This window comes from Marinobacter sp. C1S70 (assembly GCF_000475355.1).
GTDB classification, from domain to species: Bacteria; Pseudomonadota; Gammaproteobacteria; order Pseudomonadales; family Oleiphilaceae; genus Marinobacter; species Marinobacter nauticus.
The window spans coordinates 1-22,839 of the sequence record NZ_AXBW01000049.1; the positions used below are offsets into that span (position 1 = coordinate 1).

20 protein-coding genes are annotated in these 22,839 nt (G+C 57.6%); 9 read left to right on the top strand and 11 right to left on the bottom strand.

Annotation, left to right across the window (positions count from 1 at the left end):
* The first annotated feature begins 172 nt into the window (after positions 1-172).
* The gene (locus Q669_RS13835) at positions 173-628 is read left to right on the top strand and encodes a YaiI/YqxD family protein (protein WP_022992727.1); all 456 of its coding nucleotides are present in this window, start codon (positions 173-175) and stop codon (positions 626-628) included.
* 45 nt (positions 629-673) lie between these two features.
* Here the strand turns inward: Q669_RS13835 and Q669_RS13840 are convergent, their stop codons facing one another.
* Positions 674-1,762: an NAD(P)-dependent alcohol dehydrogenase gene (locus tag Q669_RS13840; protein ID WP_022992728.1), complete on the bottom strand. Its 1,089-nt coding sequence runs from the start codon at positions 1,760-1,762 to the stop codon at positions 674-676.
* 73 nt (positions 1,763-1,835) lie between these two features.
* Positions 1,836-3,302 carry an aldehyde dehydrogenase family protein gene (locus tag Q669_RS13845; protein ID WP_022992729.1) on the bottom strand — a complete coding sequence of 489 codons (1,467 nt, stop codon included), beginning with the start codon at positions 3,300-3,302 and terminating at the stop codon, positions 1,836-1,838.
* A gap of 219 nt (positions 3,303-3,521) precedes the next feature.
* Here Q669_RS13845 and Q669_RS13850 point away from each other — a divergent pair, with 219 nt between their 5' ends.
* The 5 genes from Q669_RS13850 to Q669_RS13870 all read left to right on the top strand — a co-directional run bounded on the left by Q669_RS13850 (position 3,522) and on the right by Q669_RS13870 (position 9,853).
* A complete protein-coding gene (locus Q669_RS13850) occupies positions 3,522-5,309 on the top strand; it encodes an ABC transporter ATP-binding protein (RefSeq protein WP_022992730.1) in 1,788 nt (595 codons plus the stop codon).
* A gap of 83 nt (positions 5,310-5,392) precedes the next feature.
* Positions 5,393-6,166 (top strand): ABC transporter ATP-binding protein, encoded by a 774-nt coding sequence (locus tag Q669_RS13855; protein ID WP_022992731.1) that lies wholly within the window; start codon positions 5,393-5,395, stop codon positions 6,164-6,166.
* Positions 6,156-7,085 (top strand): ABC transporter substrate-binding protein, encoded by a 930-nt coding sequence (locus Q669_RS13860; RefSeq protein ID WP_022992732.1) that lies wholly within the window; start codon positions 6,156-6,158, stop codon positions 7,083-7,085. Before Q669_RS13855 ends, Q669_RS13860 begins: the two co-directional genes overlap by 11 nt.
* A complete protein-coding gene (gene fhuB, locus Q669_RS13865) occupies positions 7,072-9,105 on the top strand; it encodes a Fe(3+)-hydroxamate ABC transporter permease FhuB (RefSeq protein WP_022992733.1) in 2,034 nt (677 codons plus the stop codon). Before Q669_RS13860 ends, fhuB begins: the two co-directional genes overlap by 14 nt.
* Positions 9,092-9,853: a (2Fe-2S)-binding protein gene (locus Q669_RS13870; RefSeq protein ID WP_022992734.1), complete on the top strand. Its 762-nt coding sequence runs from the start codon at positions 9,092-9,094 to the stop codon at positions 9,851-9,853. The genes fhuB and Q669_RS13870 overlap by 14 nt, the downstream gene beginning before the upstream one ends.
* A gap of 42 nt (positions 9,854-9,895) precedes the next feature.
* Here Q669_RS13870 and Q669_RS13875 read toward each other — a convergent pair whose 3' ends face one another.
* Positions 9,896-12,073 carry a TonB-dependent siderophore receptor gene (locus tag Q669_RS13875; RefSeq protein WP_022992735.1) on the bottom strand — a complete coding sequence of 726 codons (2,178 nt, stop codon included), beginning with the start codon at positions 12,071-12,073 and terminating at the stop codon, positions 9,896-9,898.
* A gap of 213 nt (positions 12,074-12,286) precedes the next feature.
* Here Q669_RS13875 and Q669_RS13880 point away from each other — a divergent pair, with 213 nt between their 5' ends.
* A complete protein-coding gene (locus Q669_RS13880) occupies positions 12,287-13,414 on the top strand; it encodes a PQQ-dependent sugar dehydrogenase (protein WP_022992736.1) in 1,128 nt (375 codons plus the stop codon).
* 3 nt (positions 13,415-13,417) lie between these two features.
* Here Q669_RS13880 and Q669_RS13885 read toward each other — a convergent pair whose 3' ends face one another.
* Complete coding sequence (locus tag Q669_RS13885; RefSeq protein WP_022992737.1) at positions 13,418-13,831, bottom strand: GFA family protein; 414 nt, start codon at positions 13,829-13,831, stop codon at positions 13,418-13,420.
* An 86-nt stretch (positions 13,832-13,917) separates the two neighbouring features.
* Positions 13,918-14,685, bottom strand: a complete 768-nt coding sequence (locus Q669_RS13890) for a glutathione S-transferase N-terminal domain-containing protein (RefSeq protein ID WP_036149789.1) — start codon at positions 14,683-14,685, stop codon at positions 13,918-13,920.
* 249 nt (positions 14,686-14,934) lie between these two features.
* On the opposite strand from Q669_RS13890, the gene dacB reads away from it, so the two are divergent.
* Positions 14,935-16,506 (top strand): D-alanyl-D-alanine carboxypeptidase/D-alanyl-D-alanine-endopeptidase, encoded by a 1,572-nt coding sequence (dacB, locus tag Q669_RS13895; RefSeq protein ID WP_022992739.1) that lies wholly within the window; start codon positions 14,935-14,937, stop codon positions 16,504-16,506.
* A 74-nt stretch (positions 16,507-16,580) separates the two neighbouring features.
* Here the strand turns inward: dacB and Q669_RS13900 are convergent, their stop codons facing one another.
* Together Q669_RS13900 and Q669_RS13905 are read right to left on the bottom strand one after the other, a co-directional pair.
* On the bottom strand, positions 16,581-17,615 hold the full coding sequence (locus Q669_RS13900) for a fasciclin domain-containing protein (RefSeq protein WP_022992740.1): 1,035 nt from the start codon (positions 17,613-17,615) through the stop codon (positions 16,581-16,583).
* A 174-nt stretch (positions 17,616-17,789) separates the two neighbouring features.
* Positions 17,790-18,176 (bottom strand): DUF2798 domain-containing protein, encoded by a 387-nt coding sequence (locus Q669_RS13905; protein WP_227501110.1) that lies wholly within the window; start codon positions 18,174-18,176, stop codon positions 17,790-17,792.
* A gap of 27 nt (positions 18,177-18,203) precedes the next feature.
* On the opposite strand from Q669_RS13905, the gene Q669_RS13910 reads away from it, so the two are divergent.
* Positions 18,204-19,070 carry a DUF6279 family lipoprotein gene (locus tag Q669_RS13910; RefSeq protein WP_011785669.1) on the top strand — a complete coding sequence of 289 codons (867 nt, stop codon included), beginning with the start codon at positions 18,204-18,206 and terminating at the stop codon, positions 19,068-19,070.
* Positions 19,071-19,145: 75 nt separating this feature from the next.
* Here Q669_RS13910 and Q669_RS13915 read toward each other — a convergent pair whose 3' ends face one another.
* The 4 genes from Q669_RS13915 to Q669_RS13930 are packed head-to-tail and all read right to left on the bottom strand — an operon-like array spanning position 19,146 to position 22,527.
* Entirely contained in the window at positions 19,146-19,916 is a 771-nt protein-coding gene (locus tag Q669_RS13915) for an SDR family oxidoreductase (protein ID WP_022992742.1), read from the bottom strand.
* A 14-nt stretch (positions 19,917-19,930) separates the two neighbouring features.
* On the bottom strand, positions 19,931-20,620 hold the full coding sequence (locus Q669_RS13920; protein WP_014420800.1) for a histidine phosphatase family protein: 690 nt from the start codon (positions 20,618-20,620) through the stop codon (positions 19,931-19,933).
* Positions 20,620-21,684: a phosphotransferase family protein gene (locus tag Q669_RS13925; protein ID WP_011785672.1), complete on the bottom strand. Its 1,065-nt coding sequence runs from the start codon at positions 21,682-21,684 to the stop codon at positions 20,620-20,622. Before Q669_RS13925 ends, Q669_RS13920 begins: the two co-directional genes overlap by 1 nt.
* 21 nt (positions 21,685-21,705) lie before the next feature.
* Positions 21,706-22,527 carry an SDR family oxidoreductase gene (locus Q669_RS13930; RefSeq protein ID WP_011785673.1) on the bottom strand — a complete coding sequence of 274 codons (822 nt, stop codon included), beginning with the start codon at positions 22,525-22,527 and terminating at the stop codon, positions 21,706-21,708.
* Between the last annotated feature and the right edge of the window lie 312 nt (positions 22,528-22,839).

The window sequence follows — 22,839 nt, forward strand, 5'->3', positions numbered from 1 at the left end:
GCAACAAGAGGTCTACATATATGTGCTCGTAGCGGTTTTTGGAAAGTAACCCCCAATGACACAGGTACCCAATGTCTTACCACCTAATAGCCAATACGCGGAACCAAACTAACAGGCTCACCCCATGAAAGGTTAAACTGACCAACAGCCAAACCAACGAAGGAAAACCGAAATGCCAATCTGGGTCGACGCCGATGCCTGCCCCGTTCCCATCCGGGAAATTCTCTGCCGTGCCGCCACCCGCTGGCAAATCCAGACCACCTTCATCGCTAACCACGCCATCAGCCTGCCACCAAGCCCACACATCAGCCGCCGGCAAGTCCCACACGGTTTCGACGTTGCAGACAACGAAATTATGGACCAGATGAGCAAAGGCGATCTGGTGATTACCCAGGACATTCCTCTGGCCGCCGAAGCCATCGAAAAAGGCGCCGACGTGTTCAACCCCCGGGGACAGGCCTTTACCAAAGAGAATATCCGCCAGCGCCTAGCCATGCGTAACTTCATGGAAGAGATGCGCAGTGCCGGCCAGGTGACCGGTGGCCCGGCCCCGTTTGGCCAGGCCGATCGCAAGGAATTTGCCGACCAGCTGGACCGATGGCTGCAGAAAAACACGCGCGGGAAGTAAAGTCGGGAGAATCGCCAGAGGCCCGGAGCCTCTGGCGGGAAGGGATCAACCGATCTTCAGGATCGGCTTGATGGTTTTGCCGCTGGCAGAATCTTCAAAGGCCTGGTCGATCTGGTCAAACTCGTAATACCGAACCAGTTTATCGAACGGGAATTGCCCCGCCTTGAAGTAGGCAATCAGCTGCGGAATGAATACCCGCGGCACGGAATCGCCCTCAATCACGCCGATCATGCTCTTGCCCTCAGCCATAAGATCGTTGTGAACATCCAGGGTAACTTCCGGAGTCACGCCAACAATAGCGCAGGTTCCCAGAGGCCTCAAGGCATTGAGAGACTGCTTCACCACTTGCGGCACACCCGTGGTTTCCACAGCAAAGTGGCTGCCCCCGCCGGTCAGTTTTCTTACCTCTTCAACAACATCCGTGGTCTTGCCATTGAACGCGTGGGTGGCACCCAGTTCCCGAGCCAGCTCAAGGCGACTGTCGTGAACATCCACGGCAACAATGTGCTGGCAACCGGCAATACGGGCAGCCATGACAGCACTCAGGCCAACCGCACCGCACCCGTACACCACAATGCTGGAGCCAAAATCCGGCTTCAGGCGGTTCAGCACGGTTCCGGCTCCGGTCTGAATACCGCAGCCCAGCGGCCCCAGCAGGGCCAGATCCACCTCGGGGTCCACTTTCACGGCGTTACGGGCACTGACCACCGCATAGGTGCCGAAGGAGGATTGACCGAAAAACGTCGCCAGCTCCTGGTCACCCTGGCTCAACCGGCGACTGCCATCGTCCATGGCACCGCCAAAGTTCAGGTCGTTGAAGGTGTCGCATACCGTCGGGTGGCCAGTCAGGCAGTTGCCACAGCCGCCACAATGGGCAAATGACAACACTACGTGATCGCCCGGTTTCAGGTCGGTCACGCCCTCGCCCACGGCATCCACCACACCCGCGCCTTCGTGGCCCAGAACGATCGGGAAAGGGGCAATACCCAGGTCCCGTGCCACGGCATCGGTGTGGCACACGCCAGTTGCCACAATCCGGACCCGGATCTCGCCGAGCGCCGGATCAGCCAGGTGCACCGGCTCCAGTTTGAATGCCTCACCCTGTTTGTGGGTTACTGCAGCTTTGATTTCCATGGAAGTCTCCTTGTACACAGTAACGCCCCGACAGACTGGGCCGGGGCTCGCTCAATTCAGAAAATGCGCCGGTTCAGAACGGGTATTGCCTGGGTGTGCGTTGCACACTGACCCACTGCACCGTTGAGAATTCCTCGATGGCCCAGTCACCGTTAAAACGGCCCAGTCCGGAATTCTTCTCGCCACCAAACGGCAAGGCGGCTTCGTCGTTCACCGGCATATCGTTCACATGGGTCATCCCCGCCCGCACCTTTCTGGCAAAGCTCAAACCGCGCTCGGGGTCGCCGCTGAACACCGCACTGGACAAACCAGACTCGGTACCATTGGCAAGCTCCAGGGCATGCTGCTGGTCCCGGGCTTTCTGGATGCCGGCAATCGGCCCGAAGATCTCTTCGGCACTCAACTCCATATCCGGCGTCACATCACCGAATACATGGGGAGGAAGCACCTGTCCACTCACATCGCCCTCAAGCAATACGGTAGCGCCTTGCGCCTTGGCGTCTGCAATCTTTTTCTGCAGGCCTTCAAGCTGGGATTGGTTGATGATCGGGCCGATAGCCGTTTCGATGTCGGAAGGGTCGCCCACCTTCAGCGTTTTGACCTGGGCGACAAAAGCGGCCACGAATTCATCGTAGCGGCTCTGGTCGACAATAATCCGATTAATGGCCATGCAGATCTGGCCCTGATGCAGGAATTTACCGAACACAGCAGCCTTCGCGGCCTGCTCCACATCGGCATCATCCAGCACCACAAAGGGACTGTTACCACCGAGTTCCAGCGCGACTTTCTTGATGTAGTCGCCGCCGGTGGCAATGCGGCCGATGTTTTTGCCCACCGGAGTCGATCCGGTAAACGAAATCAGCGCCGGGGTCGGGTGGGCCACAAAGTCGTCACCAATATCCGAACCGGCACCCACCACAACGTTCAGCACCCCCGCAGGCAGCCCGGCTTCTTCGAAAATACGGGCCAGCAAAAGGCCGCCGGTAACCGGTGTATCACTAGCAGGCTTGATAACTACCGCGTTACCAAGCGCCAGCGCCGGTGCTACGGAACGCTGTGAAAGGTGCAGGGGAAAGTTCCAGGGGCTGATCACACCAACCACCCCCAATGGCCGCCGGTAGACCAGGCTTTCCTTGCCCGGAATATCACTGGCCATGGTATAGCCGTGAGCCCTGGCCGGCATGCTGGCTGCTTCCTGGGTGATTGCCCGGGCGCTTCCCCACTCCACCATCGCCTTCAGGCGGGTACTGCCAGATTCACGAATCAACCAGTCGATGATTTCGTCTTTACGCTCGTCGAAGATCGATACGGCCCGGAGCAAGACTGCGGACCGTTCGGAAGGTGCACGCTCGGCCCACTCTTGTTGAGCAGCCTCCGCCGCGCGGTAGGCCTTATCGAGGTCATCCGAGTTGGCAAGCCTGATGGATACCAACTCCTCGCCGGTGAATGGATTCCGTACGGAGCGGAGATTTTCACCGCTACCCTCACGCCATTCGCCGGCCAGCGGCTGCACATGAAAATCCTGATACCGCTTCGGCATTGAACACCTCCTTCGCGTTTATTCGGGACTTTTCAGTGTAGCGTCAACAGCTACACCGTTGGCAAAAGTAGGGGAAACTACTGCGCTTACGAAAGGCATCGACCCCCTGGATCAATAACTTCAGGAAAACCACCAAATGAAAATGATTCTGTTTTAAAAGCAAAAAGAATCCGCTACCCTTGCCGCCTCTGACAACCAGACAGCAGAAGGAAGCGGAACATGACCACACGCGCCCAGCCTACCAGCAGCTTCGCGGCTCTCGGCCGCCTGCTTCGATATGCGCGTGGTTACCGGCGCCAGATCATTGCGGCCACCACCTGTTCCATTATCAACAAGCTCTTCGACATTGCTCCGGAGATTTTGATTGGTGTCGCTATTGATGTGGTGGTGAACCAGGAGGAAAGCTTCGTTGCCGGCCTGGGCTTTGAGACTGCTCAGGAGCAGATCACCATCCTGGCGGTGCTCACCTTCTTCATCTGGGCGGGCGAGTCGCTGTTTGAGTACCTGTTCCAGATTCTCTGGCGTAACCTGGCCCAGCGACTACAGTCCGATCTCCGGCAAGACGCTTATGAACACGCCCAGCGTCTGGACATGAGTTTCTTTGAGGCGAACAGCTCCGGGCAACTGGTCGCCACCATGAACGACGATGTAAACCAGCTGGAGCGTTTCCTGGATGGCGGCGCCAATGCCATGATCCAGGTAGCGGTTACCGTAGTAGCTGTGGGTGCCGTGTTCTTTGTGCTGTCGCCACTGATTGCCCTGCTGGCGTTCACACCGATTCCCCTGATTATCTGGGGCGCCTTCTATTTCCAGCGCAAAGCCGGTCCGCTGTACGCAGACGTAAGGGAGAAAGTAGGCGACCTCTCCAGCCGCCTGGCCAACAATCTGGGTGGCATCGCCACGATCAAGAGCTTCACCGCCGAACAGCGCGAAGCAAAACGCCTGAAGGACGCGAGCGAAGCCTATGTTGATGCGAACCGCCGCGCCATTCGCATCAGTTCGGCGTTTATTCCGGTGATTCGCATGGCCATTCTGGCCGGTTTCCTGGCTACCTTCACGGTTGGCGGCATGATGGCGCTGGAAGGCAGCCTGAACGTGGGCGCTTACGGGGTTCTGGTGTTCCTCACCCAACGCCTGCTCTGGCCCCTGACCGGCCTGGCGGAAGTGATCGACCTGTTTGAACGGGCCATGGCCAGTACCCGACGGATTCTCGATCTGCTCGCCGAACCGGTAAACGTCCGGGATGAAGCCGGCAAGTCCCTGGAACAACCCGTTCGCGGAAAGGTTTCATTCAACCAGGTGAGCTTCCGTTACGCTGGCAGTGGCGCGGGTATACAGGACATTACCCTGAACGTTCCGGCAGGCAATACCCTGGCATTGGTGGGCGCAACCGGCTCCGGCAAGTCCACGCTGATCAAACTGTTATTGCGATTCTATGACCCCGCCCATGGTGATATCCGCATTGACGGCCAGCCCATCCGAGAGGTCAGTCTGAAGTCCCTGCGCGATGCCATTGGACTGGTCAGCCAGGATGTCTATCTGTTTGAAGGCAGCATCCGTGACAACCTCGCCTACGGCAAACCGGAAGCAAGCGAAGAAGAGATCATGGAGGCCGCTCGGACTGCCGAGGCCTGGTCCTTCATTGAGGGACTACCGCAAGGTCTGGACACCCCCGTCGGTGAGCGGGGCATTCGCCTCTCGGGCGGCCAGCGTCAAAGGCTGTCCCTGGCCCGGGCGCTGCTGAAGAATCCCCCCATTCTGGTTCTGGACGAAGCAACCAGTGCCGTGGATAACGAAACCGAAGCCGCCATTCAGCGCTCACTCAAGCGCATTGGCCATAACCGCACCGTCATTATGATTGCCCACCGGCTTTCCACCATTGTGGATGCGGACACCATTGCCGTGGTCGAGAATGGCCGGATTGTTGAGGAAGGCGATCACGACAGCCTGATACGCAATAACGGAGCTTACGCCGCGCAGTGGCGCGTGCAAACAGGTCAGGCGTGAGAAGGTAATGCTGTTTACCGTTTATTATTGATAGGTATTCGCATTTAGATTATCCTGCCAGCCACTGAAACAGGGGAATCTGAATGTCCGCGTTTTTTGATGTCCGCGATCTCGCCGTTCACATTGGTAGCACGGCTATCCTTCATAACATTAACCTGGCCTTTAACGAAGGCCAGGTGACCGCCCTGCTTGGCCATAACGGCTCGGGGAAATCCACTTTGTTAAAGACACTGGCCAGGCAGATTCCAGCCAGTGCCGGTGATGTCAGGCTTGAGGGTAACACTGCGAAAAGTCTGGGCGCCCGCGCTTTCGCCAGGATTGTCGGCTACCTGCCCCAGCACCCGCCGGGCACCGATGGCCTGACGGTCCGGGAGCTGATCGCGCTGGGCCGCTACCCCTGGCGAGGCCCGCTTGGCCGCTACAGCGATGCGGATTACGCGCTGATTGATCAGGCTATCGCAGACACCGACCTCAAACCTTTTGAACACCGCTCTGTCGACACCCTCTCTGGTGGCGAGCGCCAACGCGCCTGGATTGCCATGTTGCTGGCACAGCAAACACGCTGCCTGCTGCTGGACGAACCCATCTCCGCCCTGGATGTAAAGCATCAGGTAGAAACGTTGCGCCTTGTGCAGCGCCTTGCCCGCCAGCGCGAATTGACCGTGATTGTGGTACTGCACGATGTCGATCTGGCCTCCCGCTTCTGCGACCGGTTGGTGGCCCTGAAAGCGGGCCAGGTGGTGGCCGATGGCACTCCGGCAGAGATCATGGACAGCCAGATTCTTGAGTCCATCTACAGCGTTCCCATGGGGGTGATGGAGCGGGCGCCGGGGCAATGGGTTTCCTATGTCCATTAACACGAAAGCCATGATGCTCGGCGCGCTGCTCTTTCTGCTGCCGATCGCAGGAACCGCCCAGACCTGGCAACACGAAGGCGGCACACTAACCCTTGAAGCCCCTCCTGAACGCATTATCGCGCTGAACTGGGCCGCCACTGAAACGCTGCTATTACTGGGCATCACCCCCGTTGGCGTGGCTGACAAAGCCGGCTATCACACCTGGGTACAGGAGCCGGAACTGCCTGACAGTGTCGCCAATGTCGGCACCAGGGTCGCGCCCAGTCTGGAGGCAATCGCAGAACTGAAACCCGACCTGATCGTCACCAGCACCGAAATGGCTCCCGCGGCCGAACTGTTGGAGCGGATTGCGCCAACCTACGTCATCAGCGTGTATAAAAAAGACGCCCGTCCATTCGACAGGGCCCGGGAAATGCTGATAACCCTGGGCGAAATCACCCACCGGATCGACCGGGCCGAATGGGTACTGGCCGATATCGAACAGACCTTTCGTCAACAGAGGGAGCGCCTGGAGCGGGCTGGCATTACCGAGAAGCCGGTTGCCCTGGTGAACTTTTTGGATGACCGCCATGTCCGCATCTATGCCCCCAACGGTCTGTTCCAGACTGCCCTGGAAAACCTTGGGCTTACCAATGCCTGGTCAGATCCAGGCAACTACTGGGGGTTTTCAGCCATAGGCCTTGAATCTGTGGCAGATGCACGAAACAGCCGCATCGTGGTGATAGAGCCACTGGTTCCGGGCCTGGCTGACAGTCTGGCTAACAGTCCCTTCTGGACCTACCTGCCACCGGTACAGAACGACGAGATCTACCGGATTCCCGCTGCCTGGCCTTTTGGTGGGGTTTATCCGGTGAAGCGCCTGGCCATTGCCCTGACCAACGCTCTGATTGAAGGGGGCAGTGACAATGTCCGCCGTTGAATCCGCTCTGCACACCGTCAGTCGCCCGAAGATTCCCGCCAGGCTTCCGATTGCGGTCGCGCTACTCTGGCTTACCGCTTTCAGCGCCAGCGCCTTACCCTGGTTCGACCAACTGCACTTTTCACAGCTTCTCGCCGCTTTCTGGACCTTTGATGGCAATCAGTACACTTCCGTTCTGGCCCACTTCAGCTGGGCACCGAGGGTCTCCATCGCGATACTGATTGGCTGCGCACTGGGATTGGCAGGAGCTGTTACCCAGCAGGTACTTGGCAACCCATTGGCCTCACCCACTACCCTCGGGGTCGAAGCCGGAGGACAATTCGGTGTTACCTTTGCCACCCTGTTTGCACCTGGTTTGCTGGCTTTCAGCCCTGATCTTGCCGCAGTAGCCGGTGGCTTGCTCGCCATCGGCCTGGTAATAGTGCTCACCTGGCGGCTTGGCTTCTCACCTGTCACCGTGATTCTGGCCGGGCTGGTGGTGACCTTTTTTCTCGGCGCCATCAACATGGCCTTCCTGCTTCTGAAAGGTGAGTGGCTCGGTAATCTGTTTATCTGGGGCGCGGGATCTCTGGTACAGAATAACTGGACCCCATTCTTTGATCTGCTTCCCCGGGTGCTGGTTATTGCCGCGCTCATGCTGGCACTGATGCGCCCGCTACAGCTGCTTCAGCTTGGTCAGGCCTCAGCAGATTCGCTGGGAGCAAAGGTGTCGTTACTTCGCGCCGCTGCACTTTTCCTTGTGGTACTTATGAGCTCCGTGGTGGTGAGCCGGGTTGGTCTTGTCGCATTTGTTGGCCTGGCAGCACCAGTATTGGCAAAACTGCTGGGCGCCAGAACACTGACCGAACGGCTGTTCTGGAGCACACTGGCTGGTGGCGGCCTGCTGTTACTGGCGGATACTCTGGCACAATGGGCGACTGCCTGGGATGGCGGCTCGCTGGTGCCGACCGGCACGACCACCGCTCTCATTGGCGGCCCGGTTATCCTTCTGGCGCTTCAGGGGTTCCGAAACACTCACCATATGCCTGACCAGGGCAACGGACCTGCGGGCTTTCTGCCGCGCCGCCGAAGCCCGCTGTTGGTTGCCGGAACTCTGTGCTCTCTGTTAGCCCTGACGATCATTCTTTCCATGAGCTGGTCTCCGGGTCTTGAAGGTTGGAACTGGACCCCGTTGGCGCAGTGGACAGACGCCTGGGTATGGCGAGGCCCAAGATTAATGGCTGCTATCCTTGCCGGCATGGCTCTGGGTATGGCCGGCACCCTGATTCAGCGGATGACCGGCAACCCCATGGGCAGTCCGGAGCTCCTCGGCATCAGTGGCGGTGCAGCGTTGGTGATGGTGGTTATGGTCCTGACCGGACTTGAAATTGGCCGCCTTGGCCAACTGGCGGCGGCCACGGCGGGTGCCGCCGGCGCTCTGGGCCTGTTACTGCTGCTGGCCCGCAAGCACCAGTTCGCGGGCAACCAGCTGTTGCTTGGCGGCCTGGCACTGTACGTTTTCATGGATGCCGGCCTGAGACTGGTGATGGCCTCTGGCGGCACCGTTGCAGCGCGCCTGCTGAACTGGATGTACGGCTCCACCTGGCTGATCTCGGAATCCGAAGCCTTCGGTCTACTGGCACTGGTGGTAGGCCTTTCGACCTTGCTCTTGCTTGCCCTGCGACCGCTCACACTGCTGCCCCTGGGCGAAACATCCGCCTCTGCCCTGGGACTGCGGGTGCCACGGGCGCGACTTCTTCTACTGGTGCTGGCTGCCGTGCTGACCGCGGCGTCGACTGTAGTGATCGGGCCATTAAGCTTCGTCGGGTTGATCGCCCCGCACCTGGCCCGGGTACTGGGACAACAGACCGTGGGCCGGCAAATGCTGGTCGCAGCCCTGGCAGGGGGCCTACTGCTTTCACTGGCCGACTACCTGGCCCGGGTTCTGGTGTATCCCAATCAGCTACCCGCGGGGCTGCTGGCCGCCCTGGTCGGCGGCTTGTACTTCTTGTGGGGGCTAAGCCGTCATGGTCGCGGCTGAGACAGCAACGCAATGGCTGACGGATTACCACAATCTGTTGGCCCGCCACGACCTTGACGCTACCACTCTGATGGACAGCGCACTGACACCCGCCAACCGCGAACAACCCGCGTTGTTCTCCCTGGCCCAGCTACTGGCAAATCCAGACCTTCTGCAACAACAGGTCCTCAAGGACTATCAGGATGCCGATCATCCGCGACTCCGCAAGGCGCGGCTTTCTGTCCTGCACCAGAGCCTGGCACTTCAGATTATCGGACCATTGGTGATCCGGCTGTTCAGGGATGGCAGCAGTGCTGCACTCGATCCCCGGCGGGTTTTCCTGTGCCCGACGACATCAACACCAGCGGACCCGTCTCGCTGGCAATATGCGGCCGGTGAACAGGAGATCCTGGAGCCTGAGGCGTTCATAAGAATTCTCAGTGAACAGATGCAAGACTGGTACGGTGTGTTCCGGCAGCATTTCGGGGTTAGTCCGGGGGCCTACTGGAGCAGTGTCGGGCTGGCGCTGGGTGCGCCCTATTCGGTGGTGTGGAACCGGGTTAATCCGGCAGAGTTGTGTAAACAGGCCGGTAGCTGGCTGGCGCAGTTCACATGCGAAGCCAACCGATACATTGACTGGATTCCGGCAGAATTCAGCCAACAGCTGTGCGCCATTCCGCAGCGCAAAGGGTGCTGCCTCAAGTACTTGCTGCCAGAAGGTGGCTATTGCGGGACATGCGGGATCTATCGTAAAGAGCGCATGGGCTGAAACAACCAGGGCAGCCAGCACCGCCGGCTGCCCTAGCCCGGCTTAATACACCCAGGAAACGGTCAGGCTGGCATTGGCCGGCTCACCGTAGAAACCCTGGGCCGAGGCACCAAATTTCTTCAGGCTCTCGATGTACTTCTCGTCGGTAACGTTGTTTACGTTCAGGGTTGCATTCCAGTCTCGGGCGAAATCATAGCTTGCCATCAGATCCAGCACCGCATAGCTCCCCTGCTCTGTGACGATGGTCTCACCAGCATTCGGGCCGGTGGTAGCAACACCCTGTTCCTGGGTAATCTCAGACTGCCAGCGTACCTTGCCACCAAGCTTGAATCCTTCGACCCCAGGCACCTTCCAGGTAGCGCGCAACTGGGCTAGATGCTCTGGCACGAAGGACTTGGCCCCTTTACCATCCTTGTCCTCAATATCCACATAGGTATAACCGGCGAAGAGCTGGATTCGGTCGGTGAGATCACCCACTATTTCGGCTTCCACACCCTGGCTGGTCAACCCATCCACAGCGGTGTAGTAAGAATCATTGGTTCCGGCGAACACGCCTTCTGCCTCGGCTACGTTCTTCTGCTCAGTCTGGAACAAAGCAATAGTGGTATTCACACGGTCGTTCTGAAACTCACTTTTCAGGCCCAGCTCGTAGTTGACCCCGTCAATCGGATCCAGTCGATCACGATTGATGTCCACCTCAGTCTGGGGAGTGAAAATCTCGGTATAGCTGGCGTAGACCGAATGATCGTCATTGATGTCGTAGATCAGACCTGCATAGGGTGTTTCTACGGCATCGTAGCTACTTTCCTTGGTCGCTCCGTAGCTTTCGCCCTTGTTATCCAGCCAGGTCAGACGGAGCCCTGTAATGGCGGTGAGTTGATCGGTCAGGGACCAACGAGCGGCAGCATAGGTGGACGTTTCGCGGTCGGTCCAGTCAGAGCCGCCAACACCATTATCGAAAGCAGGCTTGGGGTAGTTCCCATCCCACTCACTGAGCGGTGGCAAGGGAGTCCCGATGCCGCGGCCATAGCGAGACTCGTCCACCGTCTCTGAGCGAGACCAGGATGCCCCCAAAACCAGCTCATGGGTTCGATCAGCCAGTTGGAACGGGCCGGTAGCGTATGCATCCACGACCCACTGCTCTACATCCAGGTCGTACTGACTGGGGTAGGCTTTAAGTCCCTCACCCGTTTGGCGATCCGGAGTACCATACTGATAAAAGAGTTCGGACTCACTTTCATTCTCCAGCCGGAACACCGTGCCCGTGGCTCTCCAGCCACCAGCAAGCTCCTGACGCAATTCAACAAAGCTGTTGTGCTGGGTGTTGTCCCAGTAGGACCAGTCTGAAGCCGTGCTGGTTGAACGCGCAAAATCCGTCGCTGAGCCATCGGAGTAGAACAAAGGCAGCGCACCCCACAACGGACTGTCTGTATCAGACGTCTGAACGGCGTGGCCAAGCGTCAGCAACGTGGTATCGGTCAGGTCTGCTTCCAGCACCCCGTAGAACATCTGCTTTTCGTTGTTATACCGGTCAAGGTAGGAGCCTTTGTCCTCATAACCGGCAACCACCCGGCCGCGCACCGCACCGGATTCAGACACGGCACCGGAAACATCACCGACAATCCGTTTTTTGTCCCAGGAACCACCAGTCACCGCAACCGAGGCATTGGTGTCAGCGGTTGGGCGCTTGCGGATAAAGTTGACTGTGGCGGCCGGGCTGCCGGAACCGGTCATCAAACCGTTGGCGCCCCGAACCACCTCCACGCGATCAAAGAAGGCGGTGTCCAGCTCACCCTGAACGTTGTCATATACCGCCGGCATGCCAACACCGTCGTACTGGAAGTTGTTGATATCGAAACCACGTGAGGTGTAGTACGTGCGGTCTGTTTCCACCGACTCTACGGTGACACCGGTGGTGCCTTCCAGAACATTGTTGATGTCGTTCTGGGCGAAATCGTCCATCTGTTCGCGGGTAATGACCGTGACGGCTTGGGGGACCTCCCGGTGTGACAGCTCCATCTTCATGGAGGTTGTGCTGGCACCGCTAATGTAACTCTCCGTCGCTTCCGAGGCCACTTGGCCACGGCTTGCGGTAACATCCAGGGCTTCCAATGCCTTCGGTTCGCTGCCCTGCGCTGCTGCCAGTCCTGGCAGAGTCGCACACATCATGGCAGTGATCAGGGTTTTTCTTCTAAATCGGGGCTCCGGATTCAGAGACATCTAACGGCTCCTTGGTTGATTAAGACCATGTCATTTTTAAACCCCACCATGTTAATGCGAATAGTTTAGATTTGAAACACCAAATGCAAATGATCTGGAATTATCACGAAACTCTATATCTCCAGAGGCTCGCATCGGCCGCAATACCACGACCTGCTATGGTTATTGCAGGTGCTGAAGATCTCTAAAAACAGCAGAGAGGCGGAGACGGATATGTTCAAGCGCAAATTCTGGAAGTGGAGCCTGGCCAGTTTACTGGTCTCGGCAGCCCTGGCCACACAGGCAAACCAGACCTTTCAATCCGAAAAGGCAGACTTTCATCTGGAAACCGTAGCCGCGGGGCTGGAACACCCCTGGGCCATCGCTTTTCTGCCCGACGGGTCTGCACTGATTACTGAAAGGGAGGGCCGTTTGCGAATTCTGGAAAATGGGCAACTTCGCAGTGAACCAGTCAAAGGCCTGCCGGAGCTAGTCGTTTCGGGCCAGGGTGGTCTGCTGGATGTACTGCTGCATCCGGATTTCGAGGCTAACCGGCTGTTGTTCCTTAGCTACGCGCACCGTAATCGCGAGGGCATGACCACCCGGGTTGCCCGGGCAACTCTGGCTGACGACTCTTTGCAAGATGTCGAGGTGATCTTTGAGGCTCTTCCCCGTTCAAACACCAGCCGGCACTTCGCGGGCCGGATGCAGTTTGATCGCGACGGCAATCTATACATCTCAGTTGGTGACCGGGGTGAAATGGATCGTGCCCAGGATACCGCGGACGATGCCGGCGGCGTTCACAGAATCACCATTAGCGGTGAGCCAGCAGAGGACAATCCCTTTGCCGATCGAAGCGGCTTCAACGCGTCTTTCTTCACCTATGGCAACCGCAACATTCAGGGCATGACCCGGCACCCACAAACCGGTGAGATCTGGAGCCATGAACATGGCCCCCGGGGCGGCGATGAGGTCAACATCCTTCGCGCGGGTAATAACTATGGCTGGCCCAAGGTCACCTACGGTATTGACTACTCGGGCCTGCCGATCTCCAGTCGTACCACGATGGAAGGCATCACAGAACCACTGCATTACTGGGACCCGTCCATTGCGCCCTCTGGCATGGCGTTCTATACCGGCGATCTGTTCCCGCAGTGGCAGGGCGATCTGTTTGTCGGCGCCCTGAAGCTTCAGAAACTGGTGCGCTTGTCCCTGGACGGAGAAAAAGTCATCGAGGAGGAAGATCTGCTCACCGACCTGGGTGAACGTATCCGCGATGTGCGTATGGGGCCAGACGGCGCACTCTGGCTGCTGACCGACTCCGATAACGGCAAGGTATACCGGATAGTGCCGGCGGATTGAGGCTCAGTGCGGGTCGTTGGTTCTTTCGGTTTTTTCGAACTGCGGAAGGTTGTCGGTGATCTCGAACCAGTCGGATTTCGACCCCACATAAACATGCTGGGCCGCCTTTTTTCCCAGCGGCTCATTGATCACGCCAATTCGCAGCCTGAGGATGCCCGGAATAGCATCGACCCGGCTGTAAAGAGGGCTTCCACAACGGCTACAGAAGGCCCGGTATTTGCCGGGCCGGGATTCAAATTCGGTGATCCGGTCCTCACCGGCCGTAAATCGGAACCGGACCGCCTGAACCGGCGCACTGGCTGAAAAGGCACTGCCATGATTGCGACGGCACTGGCTGCAATGGCACAGCGCTATAGGCCCAATCGGGCCATCGTATTCAAACTGGATATCACCACAAAGGCACTGGCCGGTATACATAACACTCCTGGCTCCGCGAAGGCTCACTGTTCGCGCAGATGATACCGGCTGGCAGCCGGATTAGCAGCCCCGGTTCCGCAAACTCGTTACCCGTAGTTTTTTTCCAGATAAGCAAGAATGCGAGCCGATTCAAACAACCCCTCCCCGCTATTGGGATCTTCCAGATAGGGCACCTGCACCCGGCCATGTTGCTGGAAAAACGCGTCCCGCTTGCCGCCAGGAATGGGCCGGTACGGACCGGGTTTGATGCGCTGTCGGGCAGGTCCGACTTCGGTCCAGTGTTCCTTGCCCAGATTATGCAAGGTGTACGGAATCTCGTTTTCGCAGAGTCGTTCCCGAATCAGGCGCGAGAACGGGCTGCCTTCGAAACTCCACAAGTGAAGCCCCTGCTCAGGGCGCCGGGCTGGCCGCGCACGCATCCCGCGAAGTTCACTGGCCCCGGAGCCTGCAGCGCCGAGAGCCGGTTGCCAGGGACGGCCCTGGTAGTAGCGAGGCACGGAACGATGCGCATACTGGCGGAACAGATACTCGATAATCGCCTCGGATTCATACAACACTTCGCCGGTGTTCTGGTCATGCAGCAGGGGAAACTGCTGCTTGCCCCCCAGGGCCTCGGCTTCCGGGCGAAATACCCGACCACCCTTCGGGCAAGGTCTGATCTCAACGTCCAGATGCAATGCCGTCAGTACCTCACGAACACGTCGGCAGTATGGACAGGCTTCAATGTCGTAGAGAACCAGCGGTTTTTCAGGTTGCGGAACAGCCTTGATAACCAGGCACCCGCGCCAGGCTGCAAAAGAGGAAGTGGCCACCGATTCCAGCACATTCACCTGATGTCTCAGAGTTTTTAACATGATCGTTCCCTTGTTTTCGTCATTTTCTGCATTGTCCCACAGGAGAATCTGTGCCCATTGGCCCGCAGGCCCCTGTGCCGGCGTCATACTAACTCACTGATTCTTCAGGCCACTTACTCGATGTCACAAAAACTCAATATAAACAAAGACTCTACTGCCATTTTTTAACGTCATGTATAGCTTTTCTGCATAGTACATACGCAAAGAATGGGCTATTGTACAAAGAGAACACAACAACGGATTCCGGTCATGAATACTCAGGGGTTGCAGGCGGGCAAAAGCCTTGCCACAGGCAGATTTGCGTCAGGAGCAGTGGCGCTGGCCATCGCGTTGGCCAGCGCCCCGCTCAGCCAGGCTTTCGCTCAAGAACAGACCTCTGCGGAAGAGGCCTTTGCCAGCTCCCGTCACTGGGCCAGCCAGATCCGAAGTTACGCCAGCAAATCCCTGAACAGCGATGAAGCTCTGAGTGTTGCCGTTATTCCCCTCAACGGCCCCGGCATTGAGCAGTATGTAAACGCTGACACACTGATGAGCCCGGGCTCCATCATGAAGCTGGTAACCACCTATGCTGCCCTGGAACTCCTGGGCCCTACCCACCACTGGAAGACCGATTTCCTCACAGACGGCATGATGGTGGGCGACAGCCTTGAAGGAAACCTCTACGTACGCTTCGGCGGCGATCCCAAACTGACTCTGGAACGGCTCTGGAGCACCCTGCGTGAACTCAAGAGCATGGGCATTAACCGTATTGAAGGCGACCTGGTGCTTGACGGTAGCTATTTCCGCGTCGACGGCGGTTTCCCGACGTTCGAGGATAACGGCGATAACCCCCACGCGCCCTTTCTGGTGGAACCCTCCGGCTATCTGACCAACCTGAATCTGCTGCATTTTCAGGTGCGCGCCGATGAGCGTGGAACACAGGCCTGGACAACCCCGGATCTGGGCGAAGTCTCCATTGATAACCGGGTAACCGCATTACCGGAAGGTCCCTGCCCTGCCCGCAGCCGGTTTGACTGGGAGCCGGTATTTCATGAAAACCATCAAGTAACGGTTCGGGTAACCGGACAGTTACCGCAAGGCTGCCGCAGCACCACCTATCTGTCTCTGCTACCGCACGAACGGTACTCTGCTTCCGTGATTCGTTCTGTGCTATCGGAAATGGGCATTATTGTCAGTGGTGGCGACCGCTTTGAGGGCACACCGGAAGACGCACGGCTGATCATGCGCACCACCTCACCCGATCTGGTTTCCATGGTGCGAGACATCAACAAATGGAGCAGCAACGTCATGGCCCGCCAGATGCTGCTGACCATTGGCGCCGAGTTCCGCAAGGAAGATGACAAAGACGACCGGGTAGCCGGTATCCGCACAGTGTACGAATGGCTGGAGAATATGGGCATCAACACCGCAGGCATGGTGATTGACAATGGCGCCGGGCTCACCCGCCATGGTCGCATCACGGCCCGGCAAGGCGCCCAGATACTACAACAGGCCTGGGACAGCCCCTACGCCTCTGACCTGATGGCCTCAATGCCCATTATCGCCATGGACGGAACCATGGCGCGCCGGCTTCGCAACACCGGTATGGATGGCGAAGGCCGAATCAAAACCGGTTATCTGGAGAATGTTCGCTCAATCGCGGGGTTCACCCGCGACGATAACAACACTACCTGGGCCATTGTCGGTATTGTGAACAACGACCCGGCCTGGAACGGTCAGGCGGTTCTGGATCGGGTACTCTACTCTCTGCATTTCCGGCCTCCCGTGGGCATGACCTTATCCCGGTCTGCCGACGAAAATCCTGCGTCTTCGATTCAGTAAGTCAATATAAAAAGGCCGGCTGCAGCAGCCGGCCAGGCACTCATGCTTTATACAAAGAAAGCGTGTTTCGTCTGTCAGTCGACTGTAAAAATTACCTCGTCGATCACATGAATCACGCCGTTAGACGCCTCAACATCAGCTTCGACGACGGTACTACCCTCGATAACCAGAGCGTTGTCCTGTATATCAACGTTCAAGTTGTTGCCGGCCAATGTTGTTACAGTTCCGCCGTTAGAGGCGTATGCCGTTAGAGAGCCGACCGTAGTTCCGAGAATATGCTGGCTCAGAATGGCTGGCAGATTCGGATCATTGAGCAAGTCGCCGGCTGTAATACCGAGATCCGTCAGTAGCGCCTCAAAAGCGGCATCTGTTGGCGCGAACACCGTCAAGGTTGCATCAACGTCCGAAGCTGCAGTGAGCAACGCGGCCGCACCAGGGGTCTGGAGTGCAGCAAGTAGCGTTGTAAACTCCGCATTCTCAGCCCCTGCCAGCGCGGTTACGATTTCTGCAATCGTTGAATCTGTATCACTGAGATCGCTCGGAGGCGGAAGCAGCACTTTGTCGATAATGTGAATAACACCATTGGTGGCGTCTACATCTGGCCCCGTCACTCGAGACGTGTTGACGTACAGCACGTCTTCTCCGCTTTCCTGTGAAATCGACAGCGCGACGTTTTCACCATTCACGGTTGGAACGAGGTTTTGTGGGACCGGGCTTTGCGCGACGCTGATCGCAGCAGCAGCCTTCACTTCACCCACAGACGTTGCAAGGACATGGTAGGTAAGAACCGCGTTTAATAACTCCGTGTTGGCTAACAACTGTTCCGCTGTAAGTCCCAGGTCGCCCAACAGGGCTTCAAAGGCGGCGTCTGTCGGTGCGAACACCGTTAACTGGTCATCTCCACCGAGCAGTTCCGCGATGGATGGATCGGCCTCAAGAACGGCAGCTTCCAGAATCGTCGTGTTTGCATTCTCAACAGCGATTTCCAGGATGCTTTGCGTTGCAGCCTCGGTAGTGCCGTTATCGTCGTTATCATCGTCATCAAGCCAACAACCGGATAGCATGACACTGCCCGCTAAAACCATGGGTAAAGCGTATTTTGCTTTCATTTTTCGTGCCTCGTCTGGAGGGTTGATTACCAGGTTAAAGTGGTTCGAACCTGCACTGATTCAGTCCCTGACCAGTGTCGAAAGTAAATTACGGAAAGGAGAGAGAAACGGATTTACAGTTTTTACATTACAGCGAACAATTGTAAGGTGAACTACAGCGATACAGTGCCTTTATCAGTCTGGCCGGCGTTCTTTGGAAAACAATCGGGCCATGGTCCAGTCCGCCATTTTGCCTGCCATTGGTGCGATAAAGCTGACCAGCGGGAAGGCCACCGTCCAGGCGACCGCAAATGCTGCGCTCCAGCGATGGGAAAATCCGTCAGTCAGGCCGGTGTTGATCAGGGTGATAATCCCGGACATCAACAGCGACATGATGCCGGACATATAAAAGGCAAAAACGAACTGGCGCACACGCGTTTGCTTGTAACTGGACATGCTTATCTTCCCGGTTTTGATGTATGGAGCAGTACCGAATCCAATCAGGCGCCCGCAGCGTAGGAAAAAGACAATGCTGCCGATCATAAGTTGCAACATCTTAGTGAGCATGCAACGTTTTTCCATACGGCTTTTTACCAAGGAGCACAGGTAATGGATGACTCAACGCCCCGAATAATTCGCGCCTGCTGGCTGGTCGGCCTGGCGTTGCTGATATTTCTGGCGGGCTGCAGTCAGACGCGCCTCGCCTACCGCTACGCCGACTGGGGCGTTGTCTGGTGGGTAGAGGATTACATTAGCCTGACCAGTGAGCAGGAAGTGCAGCTGAATCAGGATCTGGAATTACTCAGGCAGTGGCACTGCTCAGCCGAGCTGCCCCGTTACAGGCAATGGCTGACAGTCCTGAAATCAGATCTGGCGGAAGGAACGCCGAGCGAGGCCACGGTTCTGTTCCACCAGGAACAACTGATGGACTTCCTGCCCGATTTGTTGGAACGGGCCGCTCCGGTAGCCATCAATCTGCTGTCCTCGCTGTCGGATGAGCAGGTAGCGGAACTTGGCGAAAACATGGCGGAGAAGCAGCGGGAGCTGGAACAGGAAATGCTGGAGGGAACGTCCGCTGAAACCGCCCGGGCGCGTGCTGAACGGACTATCGAGCGTATTGAGCGATGGCTTGGCGACCTGAACCAGGAACAGCGGTCCATCGTCGAAAACTGGTCAGCGGATCGTGGCCAGCAAACGGAAATCTGGTTAGCGGGGCGGAAAAACTGGCAATTGGCATTGCTCGTCACACTGGAACAGCGACGCCAGCCCGGCTTTGCTGAACAGGTGAACGAGCTGCTGGTTCACTCAGAGCGCGCCAGAGGCGCCGAATACCAGGCTATGCTGGCCGAAAGCCGGGTGGCCATGGCCGGCTTGATGCACGACCTTCTGCAGGCTGGAGACACCCGGCATCAGGATCACCTGCTGGCCAGGGCCAGTGAGCTGAACGGAGATTTCGCAGCGCTCACCTGCAGCTAGAAACTGATCGCGATACCAACGAAAAAGGGCCGGCTGACTCCGCATCACCCGGCCCTTTTGTGTATCAGCCTGTTGTTAGACCGTCAGGTAACCACCATCCGCATTAATGCATGCTCCGGTAGTGTAGCTTGAGGCATTGGATACCAGATAGAGCACGGTACCCGCCATTTCATCGGGATCCGCCACACGCTTCATCGGGATATGGGCCATGGCCTGCTTCTTGATGGCCTCATTGGTGGTCAGGGCGCTGGCGAACTTGGTATCGGTCAGGCCCGGCAACAAGGCATTCACCCGCACATTCTGCTGGCCCAGCTCCATGGCGAAGGACTTGGTCATGGAAATCACCGCCGCCTTGGTCACCGAGTAGATGCCCTGGAAGTGGCCAGGGTTTACGCCGTTAACCGACGCCACGTTCACAATAGAACCGCCTCCGTTCTTTTTCATCAGCTGAGCGCCACGGGCACACATGAAGAAGTAGCCGCGGATGTTCACGTCTACGGTTTTGTTGAAGGCACCTAAATCGGTATCTTCCACCGGCCCAAAGTACGGGTTAGCGGCAGCGTTGTTGACCAGGATATCCAGCTTGCCGTGCTCTTTGGCAATGTGTTCCCACACCGCTTCAATCTGGTCCATCTCACCAATGTGGCAAGCGAAGGCTTCGGCGCTGCCGCCGTCTTCCCGGATGCTGCTGGCCACGGCCTCACAACCGTCAATCTTGCGGCTACTGACAATCACGTGAGCACCGTAATGAGCCAGCGTGCGGGCGATGCTCTCGCCGATACCGCGGCTGGCGCCAGTTACCAGGGCGACTTTGCCAGTCAGGTCGAACAGGTTTTTGTTGCTCATGGAATTCCCTCAGCTTATCGGAATGTCACCAGGGCGGGGTCTTCCGCTTCCAGGTGGCTATAGTTGTTGAATACGGCCAGGCTGCGCCGGGGGCCGGAATACAGAATGCGGGACACGCTGGTGTTGGCAATCACATTGTTCATCTCCAGCGCCTTGCGGTCTGACAGTTCAAGCAGGCGCTGGGCAATGACCGCAATGGGGCCGCCAGAGGTGGACACAATCACATCGGCACCATCGGCCAGTTCAATCAGCTGATCCAGTGCATGGCCAACCCGCTGCCGGAATCCGTTCCAGGTTTCGCTGTATTCCTGGTCGAACTCGCCACTCACCCAGCGGGTCACTGCCTTCTCGAAAGCCTGCTGGAAGGCTCTTGCAGGTTTGGGAAAGCTGGCGAGGTCTCGCGCCATTACCTGTTTATCCGCCCATTCCGGGCGCAGGCGCTCCACCACTTCCAGATGATCAAACTCGTTCAGGCCTTCCAGCACCTGCATATCCGGCAGGCTGACACCGTAACCGGTAGTGATCGCCTCCACAGTTTCCCGATGGCGCTGCAGGTTACCGCCAAAAACAGCACCCGGCTCCACCTTGCCCGCCAGCCAGCGGCCCAGAATCCTGCCCTGCTCCCAGCCTCGCGGCGAGAGCTGGTCGTAGTTTTCCTTGCCGAAACTGGCCTGACCGTGGCGCACCAGATAAATCGTGGCCATTACAGGGTGCTCTCGCTAATCAGGCGCTGGCACCGTTTCTCCAGATAGTTGGCGGCGTGGCCAAAGGCGGCGAAGCGTTTGTCTTTGGTCTGGCCGTGATAAAAGCGGTAGTAGATTTGCTGGATGATCACCGCCAGGCGGAACAGCCCGTAAATTTCATAAAAGTCGAACTTTTCCGCCCGGAAGCCGGATTTCTCCATGTAGTAGTCCACCACTTCTTTACGAGTCAGCATGCCCGGCCGGTGCGTGGGCTGGCGCCGCAGCATCTGGAACGGGCCTTCATCGTCGGCTTCGATCCAATAGGCCAGACTGTTGCCCAGGTCCATCAGCGGATCACCAATAGTGGCCATTTCCCAGTCCAGCACGCCAATCACTTCAAACGGGTTGTCCGGGTTCAGCACCACATTGTCGAAACGGTAGTCGTTGTGAATAACCACCTGAGCGATATCATCCGGCATCTTATCGTTCAGCCAGGCCATGACCTCTTCGAAGTCACCGACATCGTCGGTACGGGCCTTGCGGAAGCGGTCGCTCCAGCCGCCAATCTGCCGCTGCACGTAACCCGCGCCCTTGCCCAGCTTGTCCAGGCCTGCGGCCTTGGCGTCCACCGTATGCAGATCCACCAGCTTGTCGATCACGTTCAGGCACAGTTTGCGAGTGTCTTCGGCGCTCAATTCCAAATCCTTCGGGAAATCCTGGCGCAGAATGATGCCCTTCAGGCGCTCCATTACATAGAAATCACACCCCAGTACACTGTGATCGTCGCAAATGGCAACAATGTTGGGCACGTAGGGATAGACTGGCTTCAACGCCTCCATCACCCGCGCTTCCCGCAGCATGTCGTGGGCGGACTTGGCGATCTTGCCGAACGGTGGCCGGCGCAGCACGTAGGACTGGTCGCCATAATCCACCTGATAGGTCAGGTTGGACGCACCACCGGGGTACTGCTTGATGCTCGGCTGGCCTTCCAGGCCCGGAATGGCCTTCTTCATGAACTGGTCGACGGCGCTGATATCCAGCTCTTCGCCTTCACGGATGTCTACGGCCTGGTCGATCTGTGTCATTCAATCTCTCCTGTGATGTGTTCAGGCGTTCGCCTTGCTACCCATCTTGCTCATCCAGCGCTTGGTTTCCTGGTGCATCAGCCAGTCAAACGCCCAGGGTGCGTGGCGCTTGAGCATCCACATGCGGCGCTCTTTGGCGTGGGGCAGTACCCAGAAGTCTTTGTCTTTCACACTGCGGAAGATATCCTCGGCCACGTCTTCGGCGGTGATGCTGGAGCGCTTCATCAGCTTGTTCACGTTCTGTTGAATACCGGGAATATCCGAACGCATGGTGCTGGCCAGGTTGGTCTGGAAGAACGCCGGGCACACGCAACTGACGTGAATGCCGGAATCACGCAATTCCTGGCTGAGGGTTTCCGACAGGGCTATCACCCCGGCTTTGGAAACATTGTAGCTGTCCATCAATGGCGCCAGCATAAGCCCGGCCATGGAGGCGACATTCACAAACGCGCCGGAGCCTTGTTCCTTGAACAGCGGGGTAAAGGCTTTGCAGCCACGCACGACGCCCAGTACGTTGATGTCGAGAATCCATTCCCAGTCACCGATGGTGGTGTCTTCAATGGAGCCTGCGGAGGCAACGCCGGCGTTGTTCACGACTACGTCCACTCCACCCCATTTCTGGACCAGGTCATCACGGACTTTCTCGAAGTCGCTCAGGCGGCGTACATCGCATTCCACGAAATAACCTTCGCCACCGGCCTGGTTCAGTTCCGCCTCGACGGCCACACCCTGCTCCGGGTTAATGTCACCGATGCAGACTTTGGCCCCTTCTTTGGCATACCGCAATGCAATCGCCCGGCCCAGGCCACTGGCCCCGCCGGTTATAAATACCCGTTGTGTCATCGTTGTTTCTCTCCGTTATGTTTTGGAGTTCCTGTTCTTGTGATTGGGCGCAAGAGTTGGCACCAGAAGGTACTTTCCAAAAACCGCTACGAGCACATCCATGTGCGCTTCTCTCCGGCCATCCATGGCCTCCGACATTTTTGGAAAGTACCTTCTGGTGCCAACTCCCATACCCTTCAGTAAGCTGTTCCAGATTCTGTTATTCGCAGCCTATCACCAATATTGAAGAGGGGGCCGTTGGGGTGGGGCTTCTGAAAATTTGTGGAGCCATGGATGGCGGAACACAAGCGCCACATGGATGATGGGATGAAC